This window comes from Serratia sp. CY40230 (assembly GCF_052168835.1).
In the GTDB taxonomy this organism is placed as follows: Bacteria; Pseudomonadota; Gammaproteobacteria; order Enterobacterales; family Enterobacteriaceae; genus Serratia; species Serratia nematodiphila.
This window is the reverse complement of record NZ_JBJNLX010000003.1, coordinates 35,262-58,385: the sequence shown is the minus strand read 5'-3', so window position 1 is coordinate 58,385 and position 23,124 is coordinate 35,262. Positions and strand designations below refer to the sequence as shown.

Below are 23,124 nucleotides of genomic sequence, written 5' to 3'. Positions count from 1 at the left end.
CCAATATGCAGAATAAAAAACCATTAACAAACAAAATAAAAACAAAAAACGCTAACAAACAACGAACTAACGCGAACAGACCAGGGCTGAAAACATGTAAGCAAACATGATCAAAATCATAAGAAAAACTAACCATTAACCCAACAACACGTCCGGTTTAATGGGCAGTAAACCAGCTGCCGCGCACCTGGTGACGGTGCCAAATCCAGCCCAACGCCAGACCGCGCAGCGCCAGAAACACCGCCAGCGCCAGCCAGAGGCCGTGGTTGCCAAGCAGCGGCACGCTGAACAGCGCCAAACCGTATCCCGCAGCGGCCACCGCCATGCTGTTGCGCATCTCGGCGCCGCGCGTGGCGCCGATAAACATGCCGTCCAGCAAATAGCACCACACCCCAACCAGCGGCAGAATGACCTGCCAGGGTAAATAATGGGCGGCCAACGCACGCAGTTCCGGCAAAGAGGTCAAGGCTGCCACGATCTGCTGGCCGGTAACGGCATACGCCAGGCCGAAGGCCAACGCGACCAGCCCTGCCTGCCTGCAGGCCGCGTGCCACACCTTGCACAGTTGGCTGTCGTCCCGGGCGCCGTAGGCGTGGCCCGAATGAGCCTCCACCGCATAAGCGAAACCGTCGAGCGCATAGGCGGTGAACGTCAGCAGATTCATCAATACCGCATTGACCGCCACCACCTCGCTTCCCAGGCGAGCGCCGAAAATGGTCAACGACGCAAAGCACAGTTGCAGCAACAATGAGCGCAGCATGATGTCGCGGTTGAGCGCCAGCAGGCGACGCAGATCGCCACGCCAGGCCTGGCGCAGCATCTGCAGGGTAATACCGCGCAGGCGCATCACCCGCCACGCCAACCACAGGCCGAGCAGCAGCGTAGCGTATTCGGCGATGGCGGTTGCCGCCGCCGCCCCCCGCACGTTCCAGCCCAGGCCCATCACCAGCCAGATATCCAGCACGATGTTCAGCAGGTTGCCGACGATCAGCAGGATCACCGGCGCCCGCACGTACTGTACGCCAAGCAGCCAGCCCAGCAGCACCAGGTTGGCCAGCGCCGCCGGGGCGCTTAACCAGCGGATCTCAAGAAAACGCCGCGCCTGTTCCAGCACCTCGCCATCTCCACCGACGATCCGCAGCGCCAGTTCGATCAGCGGATAACGCAGCAGGACGATCGCCGCGCCGCCCAACAGCGCCAGCAGCAACGGTTGCATAAAGGCGCGCGCCAGCGCCTGCGGATTCTGTGCCCCCAGCGCTTGCGCCGCCAGGCCGGTGGTGCTCATGCGCAGGAACAGCAGCAGCATGAACAGGAAGCTGGTCGCCACCGCGCCGATCGCGACGCCCCCCAGGTAGATCGGGCTGTCGAGGTGGCCGATCACCGCGGTGTCCACCAGCCCGAGCAGCGGCACGGTAATATTGGAGAAGATCATCGGCAGGGCGAGGCGCCACAGGGCTTTATCGGTGTCGCTGGTGAAAGCGGAAATCAGGCGCATGATGGGATGTTCCTGTGACTGAGTGACAAAGGGCGAAGTCAGAAACAAAAACGCCCCAAAACAGGGGCGATTGATACAGGGAGCGGCGGTGATGGCGCGGCGATTAAATCCAGTCGCCGTTGCGGATCACGCCGACCGCCAGCCCTTCGATAGTGAAATTCTGCTGACGCAGATCGACCACGATCGGTTGGAATTCGTTGTTCTCCGGCAGCAGTTCAACCACGTTGCCGTGCTTTTTCAAGCGCTTGACCGTCACTTCGTCTTCGATCCGCGCGACCACGACCTGGCCGTTGCGCACGTCTTGCGTTTTGTGCACCGCCAGCAGATCGCCGTCCAGAATGCCGATGTCGCGCATTGACATGCCGTTCACCCGCAGCAGGAAATCGGCGCTCGGTTTAAACAGGGAAGGATCCACCTGGTAGTGCCCTTCGATGTGCTGCTGCGCTAGCAGCGGCTCGCCGGCGGCGACGCGGCCGATCAGCGGCAGCCCTTCTTCTTCTTCCATCAGCAGACGGATACCGCGCGAGGCACCGGAGACGATTTCGATCACGCCTTTGCGTGCCAGCGCCTTCAGGTGCTCTTCGGCGGCGTTAGGCGAACGGAACCCCAGACGCATCGCGATCTCGGCACGCGTTGGCGGCATGCCCGTTTGCGAAATGTGCTCGCGAATCAGATCGTAGACCTCTTGCTGTCTGGTAGTTAGTGCTTTCATTCCGCCCCCTGTTTGTTTATACAGTCTTGCTGTGAGTATATACAGGTAAGCGCGGATTGGGAACCGAAGAATAAATAAAAATCAGTCAGTAGGCGCTTTTCGTCAGCCGAAATGCTGCCATAAGACCGTGCCCCAAACGAACAGCGCCAGCACGATCGCCAGCGACACCGCCGCCGATCCCATGTCCTTGGCCCGCCCGGACAGCTCGTGATGTTCGCTGCCGATGCGATCCACCACCGCCTCGATCGCGCTGTTCAGGATCTCGACGATCATCACCAGCGCTACCGATCCGATCAATAAAATGCGCGCTATCGCACCCACATCCAGCCAGACAGCCAGTATGATAGCCAGAAGGGTGACCACCAGTTCCTGGCGGAAAGCCGCTTCGTGCTGCCAGGCGGCGGATAGCCCTTTATAAGAATAGCCGGCGGCCTTGATGATGCGGGTCAGTCCGGTTGCTTGGTTTGCCATGTTTTCGTGCCTTTCTCAGAGGTCGGTCATAATAAAAAGAGTCTAGAACAGTCCGCGCTGACGGCTCTCGGTTTTCGAACACCACAGATCTGCTACCCGGTTTCTGGTATGCTTGCGGCGCATTGCTAACAAGAGGCTTCACGTTGTTATGTCAGGTTGGCGTAAAATTTATTATAAAATATTGAATTTACCACTTAAATTGTTGGTAAGAAGTAAGGTCATCCCTTCAGATCCGGTTACCGAGCTAGGGTTGGATCCCTCACGGCCGATTTTGTATGTTTTACCTTACAATTCCAAGGCGGATTTGCTGACGCTGCGCACCCAGTGCCTGGCGCAGGATCTGCCCGATCCGCTCAACTCGCTGGAGATCGACGGCACCGTGCTGCCGAGCTACGTGTTCATTCACGACGGCCCGCGCGTATTCCGCTATTACACCCCAAAAGAAGAGTCGGTAAAGCTGTTCCACGACTATCTGGACCTGCATCGCAGCAACCCGGATCTCGACATTCAAATGCTGCCGGTTTCGGTGATGTTCGGCCGTTCGCCGGGCCGCGAAGGCCACGGCACGCCGCACCTGCGTCTGTTGAACGGCGTGCAGAAATTCTTCGCCGTGCTGTGGCTCGGCCGCGACAGCTTCGTGCGTTTCTCCAACACCGTGTCGCTGCGCCGCATGGCTACCGAACACGGCACGGATAAAACCATCGCGCAGAAACTGGCGCGCGTGGCGCGCATGCACTTCTCGCGTCAGCGCCTGGCCGCGGTGGGCCCGAGTCTGCCGGCCCGTCAGGATCTGTTCAACAAGCTGTTGGCGTCCAAAGCGATCGAAAAAGCGGTCGAGGACGAAGCGCGCAGCAAGAAGATCTCGCACGAGAAGGCCCAGCAGAACGCCATCGCGCTGATGGAAGAGATCGCCGCCGACTTCTCCTACGAAACCGTGCGCCTGTCCGACCGCGTGCTGAGCTGGACCTGGAACCGGCTGTATCAGGGCATCAACGTCACCAACGCCGAGCGCGTGCGCCAGCTGGCGCAGGACGGCCACGAGATCGTCTACGTGCCCTGCCACCGCAGCCACATGGACTATCTGCTGCTGTCGTACGTGCTGTATCACCAGGGCCTGGTGCCGCCGCACATCGCTGCGGGCATCAACCTCAACTTCTGGCCGGCGGGCCCGATCTTCCGTCGCCTGGGCGCGTTCTTCATCCGCCGCACCTTTAAAGGCAACAAGCTGTATTCGACGGTGTTCCGCGAATACCTCGGCGAGCTGTTCACCCGCGGTTACTCGGTGGAATATTTCGTGGAAGGCGGCCGTTCCCGCACCGGGCGCTTGCTGGAGCCGAAGACCGGCACCCTGTCGATGACCATCCAGGCGATGCTGCGCGGCGGCACCCGTCCGATCACGCTGGTGCCGATTTACATCGGTTACGAACACGTGATGGAAGTGGGTACCTACGCCAAAGAGCTGCGCGGCGCCACCAAGGAAAAAGAGAGCCTGCCGCAGATGCTGCGCGGCCTGCGCAAGCTGCGCAACCTGGGCCAGGGATACGTCAACTTCGGCGAACCGCTGCCATTGACGGCTTACCTCAACCAGAACGTGCCGCAGTGGCGCGAATCGATCGATCCGATCGAAGCTCAGCGTCCAAGTTGGCTAACGCCGACGGTCAACGATCTGGCCGGCCAGATCATGGTGCGCATCAACAATGCCGCCGCAGCCAACGCCATGAACCTGTGTTCCACCGCGCTGCTGGCCTCGCGTCAGCGTTCGCTGACCCGCGAGCAGCTGGTCGAGCAGCTCGAGTGCTACCTGCAGCTGATGCGCAACGCGCCTTACGCGCGTGACGTCACCGTGCCGACGCAAACGCCGGATGAGCTGCTGGATCACGCGCTGAACATGAACAAGTTCGAGGTGGAGAAGGACAGCATCGGCGACATCATCATCCTGCCGCGCGAGCAGGCGGTGCTGATGACCTATTACCGCAACAACATCCACCATCTGCTGGTGTTGCCGTCGCTGATCGCCAGCATCGTGATGCATCATCGCCGGGTGTCGCGCGCCGAGCTGCTGTGCCAGATCGGCATGATCTACCCGATGCTGAAAGCCGAGCTGTTCCTGCATAACGACAAGGAACAGCTGCCGGAGGTGCTGCGGCCGATGATCGACGAGCTGATCCGTCAACAGCTGATCTGCGACAAAGGCGACGATCTGGTGCTCAACCCGGCGCGCATTCGCCCGCTGCAGCTGCTGGCCGCCGGGGTGCGCGAAACCCTGCAACGCTACGCCATCACCATGTCGATCCTCAGCGCCAACCCGAGCATCAACCGCGGCGCGCTGGAGAAAGAGAGCCGCATCATGGCGCAGCGTCTATCGGTGCTGCACGGCATCAATGCGCCGGAGTTCTTCGACAAGGCGGTGTTCTCCACCCTGGTGGCGACGCTGCGTGAAGAAGGCTACATCAACGACAGCGGCGATGCGATCCGCGAGCACACCCTCGAGGTGTACAGCATGCTGAGCGATCTGATCACGCCGGAAATCAAGCTGACCATCGAAAGCGTCAACATGCCGGAAGAGACCAACGCTCTGCCGCAAACCGATGCGCAAGAAGAGAAAGACGAGTGATTTCGCCCGGCGCGGAAACACAAAAGGCACCCCTTGGGGTGCCTTTTTTCTTGCTGCAGGAAACCGTTACGTCGGCAGATAGCTCAGCGCGATGCCGATAAACACCACCAGCCCGACATAGTTGTTCTGCAGAAAGGCCTTGAAGCAGGCGTCGCGCTCGCGCCCGGCGATCTGCTTCTGCTGGTGAATGAACAGTGCGCCCGCCAGCAGCAGCGACCAGTAAAACGCGCCGCCGAGCTGCGCCAGATAACCGACCCACACCAGCAGCAGCAACGTCGCGAACTGCAACAGCCCGACGATCAGCTTGTCATAACGCCCGAACAGGATAGCGGTGGACTTGATGCCGATTTTCAGATCATCGTCGCGATCGACCATCGCATACAGCGTGTCATAGGCCACCGTCCAGCAGATGTTCGCCAGCAGCAGCAGCCAGCAGCTGAGCGGCAGCGATTCGCTGACCGCCGCATAGCCCATCGGAATGCCCCAGCCGAACGCGGCGCCCAGCACGAACTGCGGCAGGTTGGTCACCCGCTTCATAAACGGATACACCCAGGCCAGCGCCAGCGCCGCCAGCGACAGCCAGATGGTCATCGCATTCAGCGTCAACACCAGGCAGAACGAGATCAGCACCAGCACCACGAACAGCACCTTGGCCTCTTTCGCGCTCACCCGGCCGCTCGGCATCGGCCGCCCGGCGGTGCGTTTCACGTAGCCGTCCACCGCGCGATCGGCATAGTCATTCACCACGCAGCCGGCGGCGCGCATCAGGAACACGCCGAGCACGAACACCAGCAAAATCGACAGCGGCGGCACGCCTTTTCCGGCCAGCCACAGTGCCCACAGCGTCGGCCACAACAGCAACAGCGTGCCAATCGGTTTATCAATGCGCATCAAATGGCTGTAAGCCCGCCATTTACTTTGAGTCACGCTTCCCTCCAACGTCTTGCTCTCCTCTCTTATGCGGGGACCGCTGAATACAGCGGCGAAGCCGGTAAAAACAGTTCGGTCAGCAGCAGCGGCTTGCCCGCCAGCCGCAACCGTGAACGACGCGCCCACAGCGCATCCTGTCGGCCGATATGGATATAGTCGCGGGTCAGATCGCCACTGCTGAACAAATAGCGCCCCAGCGGCAGCGTCCCCAGATCCACCAGCGCCTGGTCGGGGCCGGTCAGCGTATGTTCCGGGATCACCGTGCGCCCCAGCAGCCAGGGCTGGCCGTCGCCCAGCAGCACCACTTCGCGCAGCCAGTAGCGCGGGCTATCGGGCAGGTGGTTCGCCTCGTCGCCCAGCGCCTCGCGCGTGACGAAGCATTCGCGCTGCGGTTCAACGCGCACCTGGGCGCAATGGCGTTCAAATCGTCGGGTCATGGAGCCTAACTCCATCAGCCAGTCGCTGACGGCGGCGGGCGCCGGAGGATCCTGTTCGGATAACCACTCCAGCGGCGGCAGGATGGAATCCCTGATGCCAGACATTGCTTTACTCCTCGCCTGAACCGCAGCCGGTACGGCGCGCCAGACGATACAAACTGTTAACAGGCCCCCATTGTAGCGCAGAAATGCGAAAGCGGCAGGCTGATTCGTGGCGAAAACGGCAGGTCAATCGGCCGGAAAAACCGGGGTTCTGTCATCTTTTTGCCATCCGCATTCTCTATCTTCATTTCCCGGCGCGCTGACGATTCTGTGATCGCCCGCAAAGTTTCAGCTTCCTCGCGTTGTGTTATCTACGCGCGTAGATACCCTGATACCGCAGCGTTGAATCGCCATGCGTCCGACATGATTTGTCGGCACACCTTTGTTGCCGGCACCAGGGAAACCATCTTTAACCGCGCCCCTCCAGGCGCAGAACAAAAGAGGATAGCACTGCCATGAGCGAAACAACGCTTGCCCCTTCACAGACCGCCGACGCCGCGCTGGCGGCCGATGAACGCCTGGCAACCAAAGAGGGGCGCAGCCAATTTTGGCGCGCCACCTTCTCCTGCTGGCTCGGCACCGCCATGGAATACGTCGACTTTGCGCTGTACGGCCTGGCGGCCGGCATGGTGTTCGGCGACGTGTTCTTCCCCGAAGCCACGCCGCTGGTGGCGTTGCTGGCCAGCTTCGCCACCTACTCCGTCGGCTTCGTCGCGCGGCCGATCGGCGCGCTGGTGTTCGGCTGGATCGGCGATCGCAAAGGCCGCCGCGTGGTGTTGATCACCACCGTGGCGCTGATGGGCCTCTCCACCACATTGATCGGCCTGATCCCGCCCTATGCGCAAATCGGCGTCTGGGCGCCCGCCTGCCTGGTGATCCTGCGCTTCGCGCAGGGGTTCGGCGCCGGTGCGGAGCTGTCCGGCGGGGCGGTGATGCTGGCGGAATACGCGCCGGCCAAGCGGCGCGGGCTGGTGGCGTCGATCATCGCCATCGGCTCCAACAGTGGCACCCTGCTGGCGTCGCTGGTGTGGCTGCTGGTATTGCAGCTGGACAAGGAAGACCTGATGAGCTGGGGCTGGCGCATTCCGTTCCTCGCCAGTATCCTGATCGCCGGCGTGGCGCTGTATCTGCGCCGCCACGTGCGGGAAACGCCGGTGTTCGAACGCGAACTGCAGCAAAACCACCAGCGCATGCTCGACGCCGCCCAGGCCACGCCGGACTCACGCAGCTACCTGCAACGCACCAAGGCGTTCTGGGTGATGCTTGGCCTGCGCATCGGCGAGAACGGCCCTTCCTACCTGTGCCAGGGCTTTATCGTCGGCTACGTCGCCAAGGTGCTGATGGTCGATAAATCGGTGCCGGCGCTGGCGGTGCTGATCGCCTCACTGTGCGGTTTTCTGGTGATCCCGCTGGCCGGCTGGCTCTCCGATCGTTTCGGCCGTCGCATCACCTACCGGTGGTTCTGCCTGCTGCTGGTGCTGTACGCTTTCCCGGCGTTCTGGCTGCTCGACAGCCGTGAGCCGGCGATCGTCATCTCGGTGATCGTGGTCGGCATGTGCATCGCATCACTGGGGATCTTCGGCGTGCAGGCGGCCTACGGCGTCGAACTGTTCGGCGTGAAGAACCGCTACTCCAAAATGGCGTTCGCCAAGGAGCTCGGGTCGATCCTCTCCGGCGGCACCGCGCCGCTGATCGCCACCGCGCTGCTGTCCGGTTTCGGTCACTGGTGGCCTGTCGCCTGCTATTTTGTTGTAATGGCAGCCATCGGCTTAATCACCACCTTCTTTGCTCCCGAAACCCGCGGCCGCGATCTCAACCTGCCGCAGGATGCCGCGTAGCGGGAAGGCGAACAGGACCTCAATTTGGATAATCACTCCGCGCGCCGCGTTACCCGCGCCGACGTGGCTCGCATAGCGGGCACCTCCGTCGCCGTGGTCAGCTACGTGATCAACAACGGCCCGCGCCCGGTGGCGGAAGCCACCCGGCTGCGCGTGCTGGCGGCGATCGAGCAGACCGGCTACCGGCCGAACGACATCGCGCGAGCGCTGGCCTCCGGCAGCACGCAAACCTACGGGCTGGTGGTGCCGGATATTTCCAACCCGTTCTTCGCCACGCTGGCGCGGGCGCTGCAGCAGGAGGCCTTCAGCCGCGACCGCGTGCTGCTGCTGGGCGACGCCGGCGACGACCGGCAGCGCGAATATGAGCTGATCAACAACCTGCTGCGCCGCCAGGTCGACGGCCTGCTGTACACCAGCGTCGATCGCCATCCGTGGTTCGATCTGATCCGCGCCTCCGGCACGCCCTGCGTGATGATAGATACCATCGACAGCCAGGCCGGCGTCTGCGCCATTCGCGTCGACGAGCGCGACGCCGCCTGCCAGGCGACCCGCCATCTGCTGCAGCACGGCTATCGCGACATCGGCATTTTTATCGGCCCGCTGACCATGCTCAACGCACAGGATCGCCTGAACGGCTGGCGCGATGCGCTGCTGGAAGCGGGCATCGCGCCGCGCGACGAATGGATTTTCGAGGTGCCCTACACCCGCCAGGGCGGTTACCAGGCCACCCAGCGCCTGGTGCAAGGCCCGCGCCCGCGCGCCGTTTTCACCTCTAACGAGCAGCAGGCGCTCGGCTGCCTGTCGGCGCTGGCGGAACATGGGCTGCGCGCGCCGGACGATCTGGCGCTGATCTGTTTTAACGGCACGCAGCAATCCGAATTCAGCGTGCCGCCGCTCAGCGCGGTCGAGCAGCCGATCGACGCCATGGCCAAGCGGGCCATCGCCATGCTGGCCGCCGGCGCCGCGCCCGCCGAGCTGCATGAATTCGCTTTTCAACTGCGCATCCGCCACTCATGCGGCTGTTAGCGGTTTTTCAGGACACCTTACTATGCGTTTAATCATTGATTGCGATCCCGGCAACGGCGTTCCCGGCGCCAACGTCGATGACGGTCTGGCGCTGGCCCTGGCGCTGGCGGCCAAACCGCAGCTGCAACTGGAGCTGATCAGCATCGTGGCCGGCAATACCCCGCGTGAAGTGGGCTTCGCCGTCGCCTCCGATCTGCTGGCGCAGAGCGGCTACCGGGTACCGGTCGCCCTCGGCGCGGCGCGCGCCCTGAGCGAGCCGCCGGAACCGTGGCGCGCCCATCTGGACCGCCCGATCGCCGATCCGCAGCTGGCGGCGCTGTGGCGCGACTTGCCCGCCCCCTCGCTGGCCAACGCGCCCGCACCGGACGCCGCCATCGCCATCGGCGAACTGATCTGCCGGCATCCCGGCGAGATCACGCTGGCGGCGATCGGCCCGCTGACCAACGTTGCGCACGCCATGCAGCTGTACCCGCAGATGGCGCAGGCGGTGAAAGAGATCGTGATCATGGGCGGCGTGTTCAACGTCGAAGGATACATCAAGGACACCAATTTTGGTTTGGATCCGGAAGCGGCGCGGCTGGTGTTGAACAGCGGCGCCAATATCACGCTGGCGCCGCTGGACGTCACCACCCAGACCATGCTGACCCAGGCGGATCTGGCCGCGCTGACCCAGCCGGATACCCCGCTGTGCCGTTATTTGCGCGCCACCACGCAGCCGTGGATCGACTATTCGCGCCATACGCGGCGCCTGCCGGGATGCTGGATCCATGATGCGCTGGTGATCGCCTGGCTGCTGGAACCGCAGTTGGTCACGACCGAAATGTTCCATGTGGATGTGGCGCTGGAAGGGGCGTTGACGCGCGGCAGCTCACGCCGTTGGCGGCCGGGCGGCCTGCGCCTGACGGTCGGTATGCCGCCGCCGCAGGGCAAGCCGGTGCGCATCATGCAGCAGGTGGACAACGCCCGTCTGCTGGCGTTGATCGGCGCAACGCTGGCGCGCGGATGAAAAAAGGTGCGCCAAGGCGCACCAATCATCGAGCCAGCATCGGCAGCGCCGGGTGTTACCCCTTGCCTTTAACGCTGCTGATAAACGTTTTACGCGCAGTGGTAGAGCCCAACTTCTCGGCCTCATTCATCAGCTTCAGCGCCTTGTCGATATCGCCCGCCTTCACCGCCTGCTTGATGCCGTTATTAAAGTAGCTTTCGGTGTCGTTGAGCATCGGCTCCGCCGGTTTCTCCGGCGTCGGCATCGGTGCCGCGGCCGCGGCCGGGGTGCTCGACCCCACCACCACCGGCGCCACGCTCGGCGCAGGCTGCAGCATGCCGATCATCACGTTGCCGGTGCCCTGTTCAGCGGTGACCTTAAGCTTCAGCGTGCCGGTCGTCGCGTGGCCGGCGATCGGATCCGGGATATCCGGCACCGCGTTGCCCACCCCCTGCGCATAGGCCTTGGCCGGGTTGGTCAGCTGCGTAGTTTTCACCAAATCCTGGCGGGTGGTGTACACCAGCAGGTAAATCTGTTTTTGACCGAGCGCCGGCGTCAGCTTCAGCGTGCCTTCGAGACGATCGGAGGACATCGCCCCCGGCGGCTGGTAAGGGAAATAACTGCTCGGGTAATATGCCGCCGGGCGCAGATGCTCGTCCAGCACCAGCACGCTCGGCGCGTACAGCGAATTGTTTTTGGCGAGGCTGCTCAGCGTCACTTCCAGCGAACCGCGATCGGCCGGCAGCGTATAGGCGGCGATCGCCCCCTGGATCTCGCCCTGATTGAGCTGCGGGCTGACGGCGTCGAGCTTCACCTCTTGCGACACCGGCGGCTGCAACGGCTGCCACGGCAGGCTTTGCAGCGTGGCGGCGCTGATGGCCGGCGCGACGGAAACGTTGGCCGGCGTATCGGCATTGGCCGCTAAAGGCGCGCCGACGGTCAGCGCCAGCGACAGGCAGAGTGACAGCAGATTCTTTTTCATCGTTATATCCTCTTTCAGCGCCGCGATGGATCAGGCAAGAGATCCGGCCGCGGCGAATGCGATTGGGGGAGAGCCTGCGGTCCTCCCCGTCCTGTCGTTACCACCAAATTTCCATCTGGGCGCCGAAGGTGACTTCGTCATCCTTGCCGCGGCTGAAGGTATGCATGCTGGTGTCGTTGTAAGCGGTGCCGGCGTTATACCCGGTGTCATCGCCGGTGGCGTAGCCCCACTTCTCGTCCCACTTGGCGTAGGTGGCGAACAGGCGGATGGCCGGACGTGACCAGATGCTGTTGCCCGCCTGCCATTGCTGCGCCAGGGTCACTTTATACTGGCCGTTGCGATCGCCGGTGCGCTGGGATTTGACGTTGTCATAGCCGGCTTCCAGCAAGGTGCTCATGATCGGCGTCCATTTGTACATCGGGCGTACGCCCACGGTGTACCAGGTGGTGCCGTTGTTGTTGTCGCGGTCGATGTCCTGGAACATGGCGACGTACATCAGCGCCCATTGATCGTTGAAGTCGATGGCGCCGTGATCCAGCACGCGGATCATCTTGCCGTTGTTATCGATGGTGGCGCCTTCGTTGCGGCCGTTGTTCTGCGAGGTCATCGAGTCGGTGGCGTACTGCAGCACGAACTTGTTGTAACCGTTCAGGATGCTCTGCGTGTGTTCCGCGGTGAACATCCAGCCGTCTTTGCTGGCACCGTCCGCCAGGCGGTAGTTATCCTGCGCATTGGCGCGGCCGTAGTCCACGCCCAGCTCCAGGGTGCCGCCCGGGTTCAGCTCCAGGCCGGCCAGACGCAGGTCGAAAGTGTCGTTGACGGTCGGACGCTGTTTCCATTCGTTATCCAGATAGCCGTAAGAGCCGCCGGATTCGGAGTTGCGGGTCACGGCGGCGGACAGCTTGCCGAAGCCCAGATCGATGTTTTCCAGACCGGCGCCCGGGCCGGAGATATCCCAGTAGTAGAAGTCGATCATGTGAACGTCATGACGCTGATAGAAACGCTTACCGGCCCACAGCGTGGAGCCCGGCAGCCAGTCGATCAGGTTTTTACCCTGCACGTTGACTTCGCGGAAGCCCGGCGTCACATCTTCCCAGTCGGAACGTTGCGAGACCGAATAGGCCAGGTTGGTGTCGAAATAGAAGCTCTTGTCGCCTTCTTTCCACACTTCCTGCCCCAGTTTCAGTTCGGCGTAGGTTTCACATTCGTTGCCGAGACGGTATTTGCTCGCGGCGCCGGTGGCCTTGAAGCACTGTTGCTCACCGCCGCTGCCGGTCCAGCCGATGCCGGAACGGGCGTAACCGTGAAAATCCACGGCCAGCGCCTGAGTAGAGAGAACACCGGCGGCGACAGCCAGTGCCAGAGGAAGTTTGCGCAGAGTAGTCATCATTATTCTCCTGTTATACCGACTTTGATGCTTTAAACGCCCGGCTCCTGGTGCAGCCGTTTACATGCCGTACCGTCTTCACGGAACAGGTGGCAACGATGAGGCGGCAGGCCGATGGCGAATGTGGCACCTTCTTCTACCAGCACCACGTCGTTCTGGCGGTACACCAGGTTTTGACGGATGGCCGGGATTTGGATGTGGATTTGCGTCTCGTTGCCGAGCTGCTCCACCACCTGTACGTCGCCGGTAAGCCGCACTTCAGAGGCTTCGCCGGGCAGCAGATGTTCGGGGCGAATGCCCAGTGACAGGTTGGCGCCGGGCTGAACGCCCGCGCCTTCCACCGGCAGCCAGACCAGTTGACGGTTGGGCAGTTCGACCTGCACCTGTTGCGCCTGCGCAGCGGTCACCTTGACCGGCAGGAAGTTCATCTTCGGCGAGCCGATAAACCCGGCGACGAAGCGGTTGGCCGGGTAGTGGTACAGTTCCAGCGGCTTGCCGACCTGCGCCACGCGACCGGCGTCGAGCACCACGATCTTGTCGGCCAGCGTCATCGCTTCGACCTGATCGTGAGTGACGTAAATCATGGTGCGCTGCAGGCGCTTGTGCAGACGGGAGATCTCGATGCGCATCTGCACCCGCAGCGCGGCATCGAGGTTGGACAGCGGTTCGTCGAGCAGAAACACGTCCGGCTCGGCCACCAGCGTGCGGCCGATCGCCACGCGCTGACGCTGACCGCCGGACAGCGCCTTCGGCCGCCGATCGAGCAGGTGCGCCAGCTGCAGCACCTCGGAGACCTGGTTCACCCGCTGATTGATTTCCGCTTTCCTGGCGCCGGCCAGCTTCAGGCCGAACGACATGTTGTCCGCCACCGACAGGTGCGGATACAGCGCATAGGACTGGAACACCATGCCGATGCCGCGCTCGGAAGGCGGCACCTCATTCATCCGTTTCTCGCCGATCAGCAGGTCGCCGGAGGTGATGTCCTCCAGCCCGGCGATCATGCGCAGCAGCGTCGATTTGCCGCAGCCCGACGGCCCGACAAACACCACAAACTCGCCGTCTTCGATGGTCAGATTGACGTCTTTGGAAATCACGGCCTCACCGAAGGCCTTATAAACGCTGCGCAGTGTCACGCTAGCCATGCGTTACTCCCCTGCTTTCGCAGTTAACATGTCGTGTGAAAATGGCGGAGGCAAAGCCCGCCAAAACCCATTGATGACCCTCTTGCTGCGCGCCGTGCTGCCATGCCAACGGCAAGGTCGCCTCAGACGGCGCGGCCGCCTGAGTATAAGGCTGCAGGTTTATCAGCGCTTCAAGGCATTGATCCTGATGGGTAATAAGTAAGCGCACCACGCCGTCCCGCTGGCTGACCGCGTTCAGCTCGCCGCGCTGGATGAGCGGCGAACGGCGCAGGGCCAACAGCGCCTGGCAGTAACGTAAGGTGGAGTGGCTGTCGTGCTGTTGGCGGCTGATGGCCAATGCGCGGTGTTCGATCGCCACCTGCTGATACCAGCTGATTTCCCCGGCGGTGACCTGTTCGGGGGCTTCATGCCACGGCATCGGCGTTTGCGCGCCGCGCGGATCCTGCAGGCCGGCGGCATGCGGCAGCCCCAGCTCTTCGCCCTGATACAGGCAGATCGGCGCCGGCAACATCGCCAACAGCGTCAAAAAGGCGGCGGCGGAACGCAGATCGCCTTGCCCCCAGCGGCTGACCACTCTTGGCTGCTCGGCGTCCCCGGTGCTCCACAGGCTGTCCGCCAACGTGGCGCGGCGGGCGTGCAACACCGCCGCCAGCTTCTCCGCGCTGAACGGCATCACGTCGAGCGCCAGCGCGCCGTGGGCGAACCGCTGCGGCGCGACGGCATTGCGAACGCGGTTGGATTCATCGCCGTACCACAGCGTCAGCCCTTCGCCCGTCACCGTCGCCTCGGCCTCCGGCGCCAGCGTCTGCGGCAGCAACAGGCCGTCGATCGACAGCGCTTTCAGGTACGGCAGCGCCGCCAGCATGCCGTGCGCGTCGCCCACGCCGTCCCCGTTTCCGTCACGGAAACTGGCCGGATGGATCCGGTACAGGGTGGGCTGAGTGGCGATAGGCATTGACGACATAAATCCGGTATCCCTGCTGCGCGTGGCGTTAAAAATCGATGTGCCGATAGTGCGGGAGTCACCGGAAAGGGTAATCATCCGTAACAGGATTTTTCATGGGGGAGGAGGCGGGAGGATGAGAGAACGACCGCGGCGATGAGAAGTTCCGCGCTTAAGGCAAATCTGTGATCCGGCTGGCAAAAATCGCCCCCCTATTTTGTGCCTGACGCCACAGAATAGAGCACAACGTTAACTGGATCACACTCCTCATCTCAGGGGCGTAGAGGGGGGGAGGATGAGAATATGTCGCGTTGTGACCCACTATTACCGCGAAACGTCTCTCCTTGATTTATGTGCCCACAAAAAGAAGGACTGGATTATGACTCGCAGCATTACCCTCGCCCGCACGCTGGCGCTCTCGGCACTGGCCACCCTGGTGCTCTCTTCTTCCGCCTTCGCCAAGATTGAGGAAGGCAAACTGGTTATCTGGATCAACGGCGACAAGGGCTATAACGGCCTGGCGGAAGTCGGCAAGAAATTCGAAAAAGACACCGGCATCAAGGTCACCGTCGAGCACCCGGACAAACTGGAAGAAAAATACCCGCAGGTGGCCGCCACCGGCGACGGTCCTGACATCATTTTCTGGGCCCACGACCGCTTCGGCGGCTATGCGCAGTCCGGCCTGTTGGCCGAAATCCACCCGTCCAAAGCCTTCCAGGACAAGCTGTTCCCGTTCACCTGGGACGCCGTGCGCTATGACGGCAAGCTGATCGGCTACCCGATCGCCGTCGAAGCGCTATCGCTGATTTACAATAAAGACTTGGTCAAACAGCCGCCGAAAACCTGGGAAGAGATCCCGGCGCTGGACAAACAGCTGCGCGCCGCCGGCAAGAGCGCCATCATGTGGAACCTGCAGGAACCCTACTTCACCTGGCCTATCATCGCCGCCGACGGCGGTTATGCCTTCAAGTATGAAAACGGCAAATACAACATCAAGGATGTCGGCGTCGCCAACGCCGGTTCACAGGCCGGCCTGCAGTTCATCGTCGATCTGGTGAAAAACAAACACATCAACGCCGATACCGATTACTCGATCGCCGAGGCCGCGTTCAACAAAGGCCAGACCGCGATGACCATCAACGGGCCATGGGCCTGGAACAACATCGAGCAGAGCAAAATCAACTACGGCGTGACGCTGCTGCCGACCTTCAAAGGCAAACCGTCCAAGCCGTTCGTCGGCGTGCTGACCGCCGGCATCAACGCCGCCAGCCCGAATAAGGAGCTGGCGACCGAGTTCCTCGAGAACTACCTGCTGACCAACGAAGGGCTGGCGGACGTCAACAAAGACAAACCGCTGGGCGCGGTGGCGCTGAAATCCTACCAGGAAACGCTGGCCAAAGATCCGAAGATCGCCGCCACCATGCAGAACTCGCAAAACGGGGAGATCATGCCGAACATTCCGCAGATGAGCGCTTTCTGGTACGCCGAACGCAGTGCAGTGATCAACGCCGTCAGCGGCCGTCAGACGGTGAAAGCCGCGTTGGACGATGTGCAGACCCGTATCACCAAGTAATGTCATCGTGCGGGGCGCCGTGGCGCCCCGCCGTTGCTTCACAGAAAGGAACGCCCTATGCAATTCGCTCACGCCGGGACGCCCGCGCGTAAAAAATCGAAGTGGTGGCAAAGCGACGCGCTGAAATGGCTGGTGGTCGGCCTGTTCAGCCTGGTGACCTGCTACCTGATTGTGTTGATGTATGCACAGGGTGAATACCTGTTCGCCATCCTGACGCTGATCCTGGTCAGCGCCGGACTTTACGTCTTCGCCAACCGCCGCGCCTACGCCTGGCGCTATGTGTATCCCGGCGTCGCCGGCATGGGACTGTTCGTCCTGTTCCCGCTGATCTGCACCATCGCCATCGCCTTTACCAACTACAGTAGCACCAACCAGCTGACCTTTGAGCGCGCGCAATCGGTGCTGATGCAACGCCAGTTCCAGAGCGGCAAAACCTTCACCTTCGGCCTCTACCCGGCGGAAAATCAGCAATGGCGCCTGCAATTAACCTCGCCGGACAGTGAACAGCCGTTGATTTCCGAGCCTTTCCGCCTCGACGCCGCTGCGCCGCAAACCCTGACATTGACCACGCAGAGCGCCGCGCCGCAGGGCGAACGCGCCACGCTGCGGGTGATCACCCAGAACCGGCAAGCGCTGAGCCAGCTGGTGGCGCAACTGCCCGACGGCGGTGAATTGCGCATGAGCTCTCTTCGCCAATTCTCCGGCACCCGCCCGCTGTATGCGCTGGACAAAGACGGCAGCACGCTGACCAATAACCAGACCCAGGTGCGCTATCGGCCGAACGGCGACATCGGCTTCTATCAGGCGATCAACGCCGACGGCGGCTGGGCGCAGGAAACCCTGAGCCCCGGCTATACCGTCACCACCGGCTGGAAAAACTTCCTGCGGGTGCTGCAGGACGAGGGCATCAAGAAACCGTTCGTGTCGATCTTCATCTGGACCATCGTGTTCTCGGTAATGACGGTGATCCTCACCGTGGCGGTCGGCATGGTGTTGGCCTGCGTGGTGCAGTGGGAGGCGCTGAAAGGCAAGGCGATCTACCGCGTGCTGCTGATCCTGCCCTATGCGGTGCCGTCGTTCATCTCGATCCTTATCTTCAAAGGGTTGTTCAACCAGAGCTTCGGCGAAATCAACATGATGCTCAGCCATCTGTTCGGCATCAAACCCGCCTGGTTCAGCGATCCGCTCACCGCCAAGAGCATGATCCTGATCGTCAACACCTGGCTCGGCTACCCGTACATGATGATCCTGTGCATGGGGCTGCTGAAAGCGATCCCGGACGATCTGTACGAGGCCTCGGCGATGGATGGCGCCAACCCGTGGCAAAACTTCTTCCGCATCACCTTACCGCTGCTGATCAAGCCGCTGACGCCGCTGATGATCGCCAGCTTCGCCTTCAACTTTAACAACTTCGTGCTGATCCAGCTGCTGACCAACGGCGGCCCGGACATGATCGGCACCACCACGCCGGCCGGCTATACCGATCTGCTGGTCAGCTACACCTACCGCATCGCCTTCGAAGGCGGCGGCGGACAAGACTTCGGCCTGGCGGCCGCCATCGCCACGCTGATCTTCCTGCTGGTGGGCGCGCTGGCGATCCTGAATTTGAAAGCCAGCAAGATGAACTTCGATTAGGGAGAATAACGATGGCCATGGTTCAACCCAAATCCCAGCGCCTGCGCCTGTGGATCACCCATATCTTGATGCTGTGCTTTATCGCCCTGATCATGTTTCCGCTGCTGATGGTGGTCGCCATCTCGCTGCGCTCCGGCAACTTCGCCACCGGCAGCCTGATACCGGAAACCCTCTCCTGGGATCACTGGCGGCTGGCGCTCGGCTTCAGCGTCACCCACGCCGATGGCAGCGTGACGCCGCCGCCGTTCCCGGTGCTGCTGTGGCTGTGGAACTCAGTCAAAATCGCGGCGATCACCGCCATCGGTATCGTGACGCTGTCCACCACCTGCGCCTACGCCTTCGCCCGCATGCGTTTTCGCGGCAAGAGCACGCTGTTGAAAAGCATGCTGATCTTCCAGATGTTCCCGGCGGTGCTGTCGCTGGTGGCGCTGTACGCCCTGTTCGATCGCCTGGGCCAGTACATTCCGTTTATCGGCCTGAACACCCACGGCGGCGTGATTTTCGCCTACATGGGCGGCATTGCGCTGCACGTCTGGACTATCAAAGGCTATTTCGAAACCATCGACAATTCGCTGGAAGAAGCGGCGGCGCTGGATGGCGCCACGCCGTGGCAGGCGTTCCGTCTGGTGCTGTTGCCGCTGTCGGTGCCGATTCTGGCGGTGGTATTCATTCTGTCGTTTATTGCCGCCATCACCGAAGTGCCGGTGGCGTCGCTGCTGCTGCGCGATGTGAACAGCTACACGCTGGCGGTGGGGATGCAGCAATATCTCAACCCGCAGAACTACCTGTGGGGCGACTTCGCCGCCGCCGCGGTGCTATCGGCGATACCGATTACCGCCGTGTTCCTGCTGGCGCAGCGCTGGCTGGTGGGCGGCCTGACGGCCGGCGGCGTGAAGGGGTAATTTGTGCCACTGCAGTGCGTTTGATGTTTTTCCGCGATAGCGGTCATCCTGTGTCTTTGGCGGCCTTTGGCCGCCATTTTTATCTCAGCTACTCCCGTTTCAGCCGATCGGTGTTAGCCAGATAGAGCGTCACCACCAGCACCAATATCGCCGCCGCGTAGATCAGGGTGTCGATGGGATTTTTGTGATCCACGATAATCAAACGAATAATCGCGGTAATGCCGATATAAATAAAATAGCGCAGCGGGAAATGATAACCCGACTCAAAATACTTGACGATCAAGGCGATAAATTCAAAGTACAGAAAATAAATCACAATGCCTTCAATCAACAGGTATGAAGAAGACTCTTCGTTGTTGATAAATAACACCTTCGCCAGGTGGAGGGTCTCCTTGACCAGAAACACCACCAGAATTGCCGCCAGCAGCAATAAGCCCACGTTCAGCACCCGCTGCAGCCCTTTCGCTATCATGATCGAACGCGACGTTTTTGCCATAAAACCTCTCCTGAATACCGCTTATATGATTCAACCGTGCCAATATAGGCATTGTCCTAAAAATTCCGCCCCTCGCGAAAGCACTTTAAACCCCATTTAATTCATCACGTTATAATAAGATGTTTCTGACTTATAGATTTGTAGCAAATCGAAATGTCAACTATCATGGGTCACAGAGATCTTTACATAAAACCAATAACCTCGAATTAACAAGGGAATTCTTTATGCGCGCTAAACTTAACGGACTGGTCGCTGCAGGCCTGTTTACCTGTGCATTGTCCGGCCACGCCGCCGGCCTGGTAGCCCCTGACAACGATCTGCGTAACGATCTCGCCTGGTTGTCTGACCGCGGCGTCATCAACGTCAGCCTGTCCACCTGGCCGCTGAGTCAGGAAGAGATCAGTTCCGTTATCGCGCAGGCCAAACCGGTCACCAATACCGAGAAAAACGTCATCGACCGCGTGCAACGCCGCGTTGACGCCCTGAAAGCCAACATCCGCGTCAGCGGTTACGCCTCGACCGATAAACCCGGCACCCCGCAGGGCTTCGGCCAAAACGAGTACGCCGACGATCGCCTGACCATCGGCGCCGGCGCCAACGGCGAGTTCTGGGACGTGCGTCTGCAGGGCTCGGTGGAAGGCGATCAGCGCGTCAGCGACGGTTCCAAATTCAACATGAACGGCTCCTACGGCGCAGTGAAGATCTGGAACCAATGGCTCTCCTTCGGCGAGGTCTCCCAGTGGTGGGGCCCGGGTTACGACGGCAGCCTGATCCGCTCCGACGCCGCGCGCCCGGTGGCCGGCTTTATGCTGCAGCGCGCCGACCAATCGCCGTTTGAAACCCCGTGGCTGTCGTGGATCGGCCGCTGGCAATACCAGTTGTCCGCCGGCCAGCTGTCGCAGTACGCTGCCGTACCGGACACCAAGCTGATCGGCGGTCGCCTGACCATGATGCCGACCGACTTCCTGGAGCTGGGCGCTTCACGCGTCATGATGTGGGGTGGTGATGGCCGTCCGCACTCCTGGAGTTCCTTCTGGGATGGCGTAACCGGTAACGATAACACCGGCGATCCGAAAAACGATCCGGGCAACCAGTTGGGCGGTTTTGACTTCAAACTCAAGCTGCAGCCGCTCATCGGCATGCCGGTCAGCCTTTATGGTCAGATCACCGGTGAAGATGAAGCAGGCATGTTGCCTTCGCATAATGCCTATATGTTGGGGCTTGAAGGCCATCCGGAATGGGGCCCGACCACCATCAACTGGCATATCGAAGGTTCTGATACCCGCTCTAACGGCAACGCCAACAACGTGATGTACAACCACTACATCTATCGGGGCGGTTACTATCAGCAAGGTTATCCGCTGGGCCACGCGATGGGCGGCGACGGCCAGATGCTGTCCGGTCGCGTGGAAATGGTGCTGGACGATGGCCAACGTTGGAGTACCCGCCTGGTGTACGCCAAGGTAAACCCGAACAACCAAACCATCAACCGGGCGTTCCCGCGTTCCGATACGCTGAAAGGCATTCAGCTCGGCTGGGGTTACAGCTTCGATTCTCAGGTTAAATTCGATACCAGCCTGTGGTACACCGACAGCGATCACAGCACCGCCGACGACGTGGGTGCAGGCATCAGCTTCGAAGTGCCGATCAACCTGTAATTTGTTACAGACGTAAAAAAAAACCCGCCGCGGCGGGTTTTTTTATTGGCTTCAGCTCAGGCGCTTAGCGCCATTCCTTGAAGCGGTTGATCAGCGCATTGGTCGAGCTGTCATGGCTGCTGATTTTCTCGCTGCCCGCCAGCTCCGGCAGGATGCGGTTAGCCAGCTGTTTGCCCAGCTCTACGCCCCACTGATCGAAGGTGAAGATGTTCAGGATTGCGCCCTGGGTGAAGATCTTGTGCTCATACAACGCGATCAGGCTACCCAGGCTGAACGGGGTGATTTCGCGCAGCAGGATCGAGTTGGTCGGCCGGTTGCCTTCAAACACTTTGAACGGCGCCACGTGCTTGACCTGCTCAGGGGTTTTGCCCTGCGCCGCGAACTCGGCTTCCACCACTTCCAGCGATTTGCCAAACGCCAGCGCTTCGGTCTGAGCGAAGAAGTTGGACAGCAGTTTGGCGTGATGATCGCCCAGCGGGTTATGGCTGATGGCCGGCGCGATGAAATCGCACGGCACCAGCTTGGTGCCCTGGTGGATCAGCTGGTAGAACGCGTGCTGGCCGTTGGTGCCCGGCTCGCCCCAGATGATAGGGCCGGTCTGGTAATCCACCGGGTTGCCGTTGCGATCGACGTACTTGCCGTTGGATTCCATGTTGCCCTGCTGGAAGTAAGCGGCAAAACGGTGCATGTACTGATCGTACGGCAGAATGGCTTCGGTTTCGGCGCCGAAGAAGTTGTTGTACCAAATACCGATCAGCGCCAGCAGCACCGGCAGGTTTTTCTCCGCCGGCGTTTCGGCGAAGTGCTTGTCCATAGCGTGCGCGCCGCTCAACAGCTGCTCGAAGTTGTCATAACCGATGGACAGCGCGATCGACAGGCCGATCGCCGACCACAGGGAGTAACGGCCACCGACCCAGTCCCAGAATTCGAACATGTTGTCGGTATCGATGCCGAACTCGGCTACCGCTTTGCCGTTGGTGGACAGCGCGGCGAAGTGCTTGGCCACGTGCTGTTGATCGGCGGCGCTGCTCAGGAACCAGTCACGCGCGCTGTGGGCGTTGGTCATGGTTTCCTGAGTGGTGAAGGTTTTGGAGGCCACCAGGAACAGCGTGGTTTCCGGATTCAGCGGCTGCAGCGTTTCGGCGATGTGGGTGCCGTCGACGTTGGAGACGAAGTGCATGTTCAGGTGGTTTTTATAAGGGCGCAGCGCTTCGGTCACCATGTAAGGGCCGAGATCCGAACCGCCGATGCCGATGTTCACCACGTCGGTGATCGGCTTGCCGGTGTAGCCTTTCCACTCGCCGCCGATGACGCGCGCGCAGAACTGTTTGATCTTGGCCAATACCGCGTTCACTTCCGGCATGACGTCTTTGCCGTCGACCAGAATCGGGCTGTTGCTGCGGTTGCGCAGGGCAATGTGCAGCACCGCGCGATCTTCGGTGCGGTTGATCTTCTCACCGGCGAACATCGATTTGATGGCGCCTTGCAGATCGGTTTCTTTCGCCAGCGCCTGCAGCTTCTCCAGGGTTTCCTGCGTGATGCGGTTCTTGGAATAGTCCACCAACATTTGGTCGTTGAAGGTCGCGGAGAACCTGGAGAAACGATCGCTGTCCTCGGCGAACAGGTCGGCGATCCGTACGTCTTTCATCTGTGCATAATGTTGCTGCAGGGCTTGCCAAGCAGCGGTTTGACTAGGATTGATATTTTTCATAGCAACACTCTTAGGCTTGAGAATAAAAATGACGCGTTTGTCCGATTGTAGCCTGTTCGACTGTGATTATGATCGCTTTTCTTGCGATAGGCGCTAACTGTCAACGCATTGCCGCCTCGTTTCAGCTTTCACTCTATACTTTTGG

General features: G+C 61.1%; 19 protein-coding genes. 8 read left to right on the top strand and 11 right to left on the bottom strand.

The genetic code is table 11. From position 1 onward, the window contains the following. Positions 1-157 precede the first annotated feature (157 nt). The 3 genes from dinF to ACJ8IJ_RS11890 form a co-directional block, all read right to left on the bottom strand. Positions 158-1,495, bottom strand: coding sequence for an MATE family efflux transporter DinF (dinF, locus tag ACJ8IJ_RS11900; protein ID WP_442518733.1), 1,338 nt, complete (start codon positions 1,493-1,495; stop codon positions 158-160). Between the two features lie 103 nt (positions 1,496-1,598). Beyond that, complete coding sequence (lexA, locus tag ACJ8IJ_RS11895) at positions 1,599-2,207, bottom strand: transcriptional repressor LexA (RefSeq protein WP_004936736.1); 609 nt, start codon at positions 2,205-2,207, stop codon at positions 1,599-1,601. A 102-nt stretch (positions 2,208-2,309) separates the two neighbouring features. Continuing rightward, positions 2,310-2,678 (bottom strand): diacylglycerol kinase, encoded by a 369-nt coding sequence (locus ACJ8IJ_RS11890; RefSeq protein ID WP_015379225.1) that lies wholly within the window; start codon positions 2,676-2,678, stop codon positions 2,310-2,312. Positions 2,679-2,826: 148 nt separating this feature from the next. On the opposite strand from ACJ8IJ_RS11890, the gene plsB reads away from it, so the two are divergent. Next, positions 2,827-5,292, top strand: coding sequence for a glycerol-3-phosphate 1-O-acyltransferase PlsB (plsB, locus tag ACJ8IJ_RS11885; RefSeq protein WP_442518734.1), 2,466 nt, complete (start codon positions 2,827-2,829; stop codon positions 5,290-5,292). A 66-nt stretch (positions 5,293-5,358) separates the two neighbouring features. Here plsB and ubiA read toward each other — a convergent pair whose 3' ends face one another. Both ubiA and ubiC read right to left on the bottom strand, forming a co-directional pair. Beyond that, positions 5,359-6,231, bottom strand: a complete 873-nt coding sequence (gene ubiA / locus ACJ8IJ_RS11880; protein ID WP_442518735.1) for a 4-hydroxybenzoate octaprenyltransferase — start codon at positions 6,229-6,231, stop codon at positions 5,359-5,361. Positions 6,232-6,248: 17 nt separating this feature from the next. Continuing rightward, entirely contained in the window at positions 6,249-6,764 is a 516-nt protein-coding gene (ubiC, locus tag ACJ8IJ_RS11875; protein ID WP_015379228.1) for a chorismate lyase, read from the bottom strand. A gap of 392 nt (positions 6,765-7,156) precedes the next feature. On the opposite strand from ubiC, the gene ACJ8IJ_RS11870 reads away from it, so the two are divergent. The 3 genes from ACJ8IJ_RS11870 to ACJ8IJ_RS11860 are packed head-to-tail and all read left to right on the top strand — an operon-like array spanning position 7,157 to position 10,571. Next, positions 7,157-8,539, top strand: coding sequence for an MFS transporter (locus ACJ8IJ_RS11870; protein WP_075684489.1), 1,383 nt, complete (start codon positions 7,157-7,159; stop codon positions 8,537-8,539). Positions 8,540-8,563: 24 nt separating this feature from the next. Further along, positions 8,564-9,565, top strand: a complete 1,002-nt coding sequence (locus ACJ8IJ_RS11865) for a LacI family DNA-binding transcriptional regulator (protein ID WP_442518736.1) — start codon at positions 8,564-8,566, stop codon at positions 9,563-9,565. A gap of 22 nt (positions 9,566-9,587) precedes the next feature. Continuing rightward, a complete protein-coding gene (locus ACJ8IJ_RS11860) occupies positions 9,588-10,571 on the top strand; it encodes a nucleoside hydrolase (RefSeq protein WP_088381960.1) in 984 nt (327 codons plus the stop codon). Between the two features lie 55 nt (positions 10,572-10,626). Here the strand turns inward: ACJ8IJ_RS11860 and malM are convergent, their stop codons facing one another. The 4 genes from malM to ACJ8IJ_RS11840 all read right to left on the bottom strand — a co-directional run bounded on the left by malM (position 10,627) and on the right by ACJ8IJ_RS11840 (position 15,025). After that, on the bottom strand, positions 10,627-11,532 hold the full coding sequence (gene malM / locus ACJ8IJ_RS11855) for a maltose operon protein MalM (RefSeq protein WP_015379232.1): 906 nt from the start codon (positions 11,530-11,532) through the stop codon (positions 10,627-10,629). 97 nt (positions 11,533-11,629) lie between these two features. Continuing rightward, positions 11,630-12,919, bottom strand: coding sequence for a maltoporin (locus ACJ8IJ_RS11850; RefSeq protein WP_015379233.1), 1,290 nt, complete (start codon positions 12,917-12,919; stop codon positions 11,630-11,632). 32 nt (positions 12,920-12,951) lie between these two features. After that, the gene (gene malK / locus ACJ8IJ_RS11845) at positions 12,952-14,061 is read right to left on the bottom strand and encodes a maltose/maltodextrin ABC transporter ATP-binding protein MalK (protein ID WP_049241402.1); all 1,110 of its coding nucleotides are present in this window, start codon (positions 14,059-14,061) and stop codon (positions 12,952-12,954) included. Continuing rightward, a complete protein-coding gene (locus tag ACJ8IJ_RS11840; protein ID WP_442518737.1) occupies positions 14,054-15,025 on the bottom strand; it encodes an alpha-amylase family glycosyl hydrolase in 972 nt (323 codons plus the stop codon). The genes malK and ACJ8IJ_RS11840 overlap by 8 nt, the downstream gene beginning before the upstream one ends. A 358-nt stretch (positions 15,026-15,383) precedes the next feature. Here ACJ8IJ_RS11840 and malE point away from each other — a divergent pair, with 358 nt between their 5' ends. The 3 genes from malE to malG are packed head-to-tail and all read left to right on the top strand — an operon-like array spanning position 15,384 to position 19,114. Continuing rightward, positions 15,384-16,577, top strand: coding sequence for a maltose/maltodextrin ABC transporter substrate-binding protein MalE (malE, locus tag ACJ8IJ_RS11835; protein ID WP_004936701.1), 1,194 nt, complete (start codon positions 15,384-15,386; stop codon positions 16,575-16,577). Positions 16,578-16,634: 57 nt separating this feature from the next. Then, positions 16,635-18,212 carry a maltose ABC transporter permease MalF gene (malF, locus tag ACJ8IJ_RS11830; protein ID WP_033631964.1) on the top strand — a complete coding sequence of 526 codons (1,578 nt, stop codon included), beginning with the start codon at positions 16,635-16,637 and terminating at the stop codon, positions 18,210-18,212. A gap of 11 nt (positions 18,213-18,223) precedes the next feature. Further along, entirely contained in the window at positions 18,224-19,114 is an 891-nt protein-coding gene (gene malG / locus ACJ8IJ_RS11825) for a maltose ABC transporter permease MalG (protein WP_021505147.1), read from the top strand. 88 nt (positions 19,115-19,202) lie between these two features. Here malG and psiE read toward each other — a convergent pair whose 3' ends face one another. Beyond that, positions 19,203-19,610 (bottom strand): phosphate-starvation-inducible protein PsiE, encoded by a 408-nt coding sequence (gene psiE, locus ACJ8IJ_RS11820; RefSeq protein WP_004936694.1) that lies wholly within the window; start codon positions 19,608-19,610, stop codon positions 19,203-19,205. A 224-nt stretch (positions 19,611-19,834) separates the two neighbouring features. Here psiE and ACJ8IJ_RS11815 point away from each other — a divergent pair, with 224 nt between their 5' ends. Further along, complete coding sequence (locus ACJ8IJ_RS11815; protein ID WP_004936691.1) at positions 19,835-21,268, top strand: capsule assembly Wzi family protein; 1,434 nt, start codon at positions 19,835-19,837, stop codon at positions 21,266-21,268. Between the two features lie 64 nt (positions 21,269-21,332). On the opposite strand, the gene pgi is transcribed toward ACJ8IJ_RS11815, so the two are convergent. Next, positions 21,333-22,979, bottom strand: a complete 1,647-nt coding sequence (gene pgi, locus ACJ8IJ_RS11810) for a glucose-6-phosphate isomerase (protein ID WP_004936690.1) — start codon at positions 22,977-22,979, stop codon at positions 21,333-21,335. Positions 22,980-23,124: the final 145 nt, after the last annotated feature.

Coding starts and splice junctions, on each gene's coding strand:
- dinF (WP_442518733.1), bottom strand. CDS start 1,495: ATGCGCCTGATTTCCGCTTTCACCAGCGACACCGATAAAGCCCTGTGG.
- lexA (WP_004936736.1), bottom strand. CDS start 2,207: ATGAAAGCACTAACTACCAGACAGCAAGAGGTCTACGATCTGATTCGC.
- ACJ8IJ_RS11890 (WP_015379225.1), bottom strand. CDS start 2,678: ATGGCAAACCAAGCAACCGGACTGACCCGCATCATCAAGGCCGCCGGC.
- plsB (WP_442518734.1), top strand. CDS start 2,827: ATGTCAGGTTGGCGTAAAATTTATTATAAAATATTGAATTTACCACTT.
- ubiC (WP_015379228.1), bottom strand. CDS start 6,764: ATGTCTGGCATCAGGGATTCCATCCTGCCGCCGCTGGAGTGGTTATCC.
- ACJ8IJ_RS11870 (WP_075684489.1), top strand. CDS start 7,157: ATGAGCGAAACAACGCTTGCCCCTTCACAGACCGCCGACGCCGCGCTG.
- ACJ8IJ_RS11860 (WP_088381960.1), top strand. CDS start 9,588: ATGCGTTTAATCATTGATTGCGATCCCGGCAACGGCGTTCCCGGCGCC.
- malM (WP_015379232.1), bottom strand. CDS start 11,532: ATGAAAAAGAATCTGCTGTCACTCTGCCTGTCGCTGGCGCTGACCGTC.
- ACJ8IJ_RS11850 (WP_015379233.1), bottom strand. CDS start 12,919: ATGACTACTCTGCGCAAACTTCCTCTGGCACTGGCTGTCGCCGCCGGT.
- malK (WP_049241402.1), bottom strand. CDS start 14,061: ATGGCTAGCGTGACACTGCGCAGCGTTTATAAGGCCTTCGGTGAGGCC.
- ACJ8IJ_RS11840 (WP_442518737.1), bottom strand. CDS start 15,025: ATGTCGTCAATGCCTATCGCCACTCAGCCCACCCTGTACCGGATCCAT.
- malE (WP_004936701.1), top strand. CDS start 15,384: ATGACTCGCAGCATTACCCTCGCCCGCACGCTGGCGCTCTCGGCACTG.
- malF (WP_033631964.1), top strand. CDS start 16,635: ATGCAATTCGCTCACGCCGGGACGCCCGCGCGTAAAAAATCGAAGTGG.
- malG (WP_021505147.1), top strand. CDS start 18,224: ATGGCCATGGTTCAACCCAAATCCCAGCGCCTGCGCCTGTGGATCACC.
- psiE (WP_004936694.1), bottom strand. CDS start 19,610: ATGGCAAAAACGTCGCGTTCGATCATGATAGCGAAAGGGCTGCAGCGG.
- ACJ8IJ_RS11815 (WP_004936691.1), top strand. CDS start 19,835: ATGCGCGCTAAACTTAACGGACTGGTCGCTGCAGGCCTGTTTACCTGT.
- pgi (WP_004936690.1), bottom strand. CDS start 22,979: ATGAAAAATATCAATCCTAGTCAAACCGCTGCTTGGCAAGCCCTGCAG.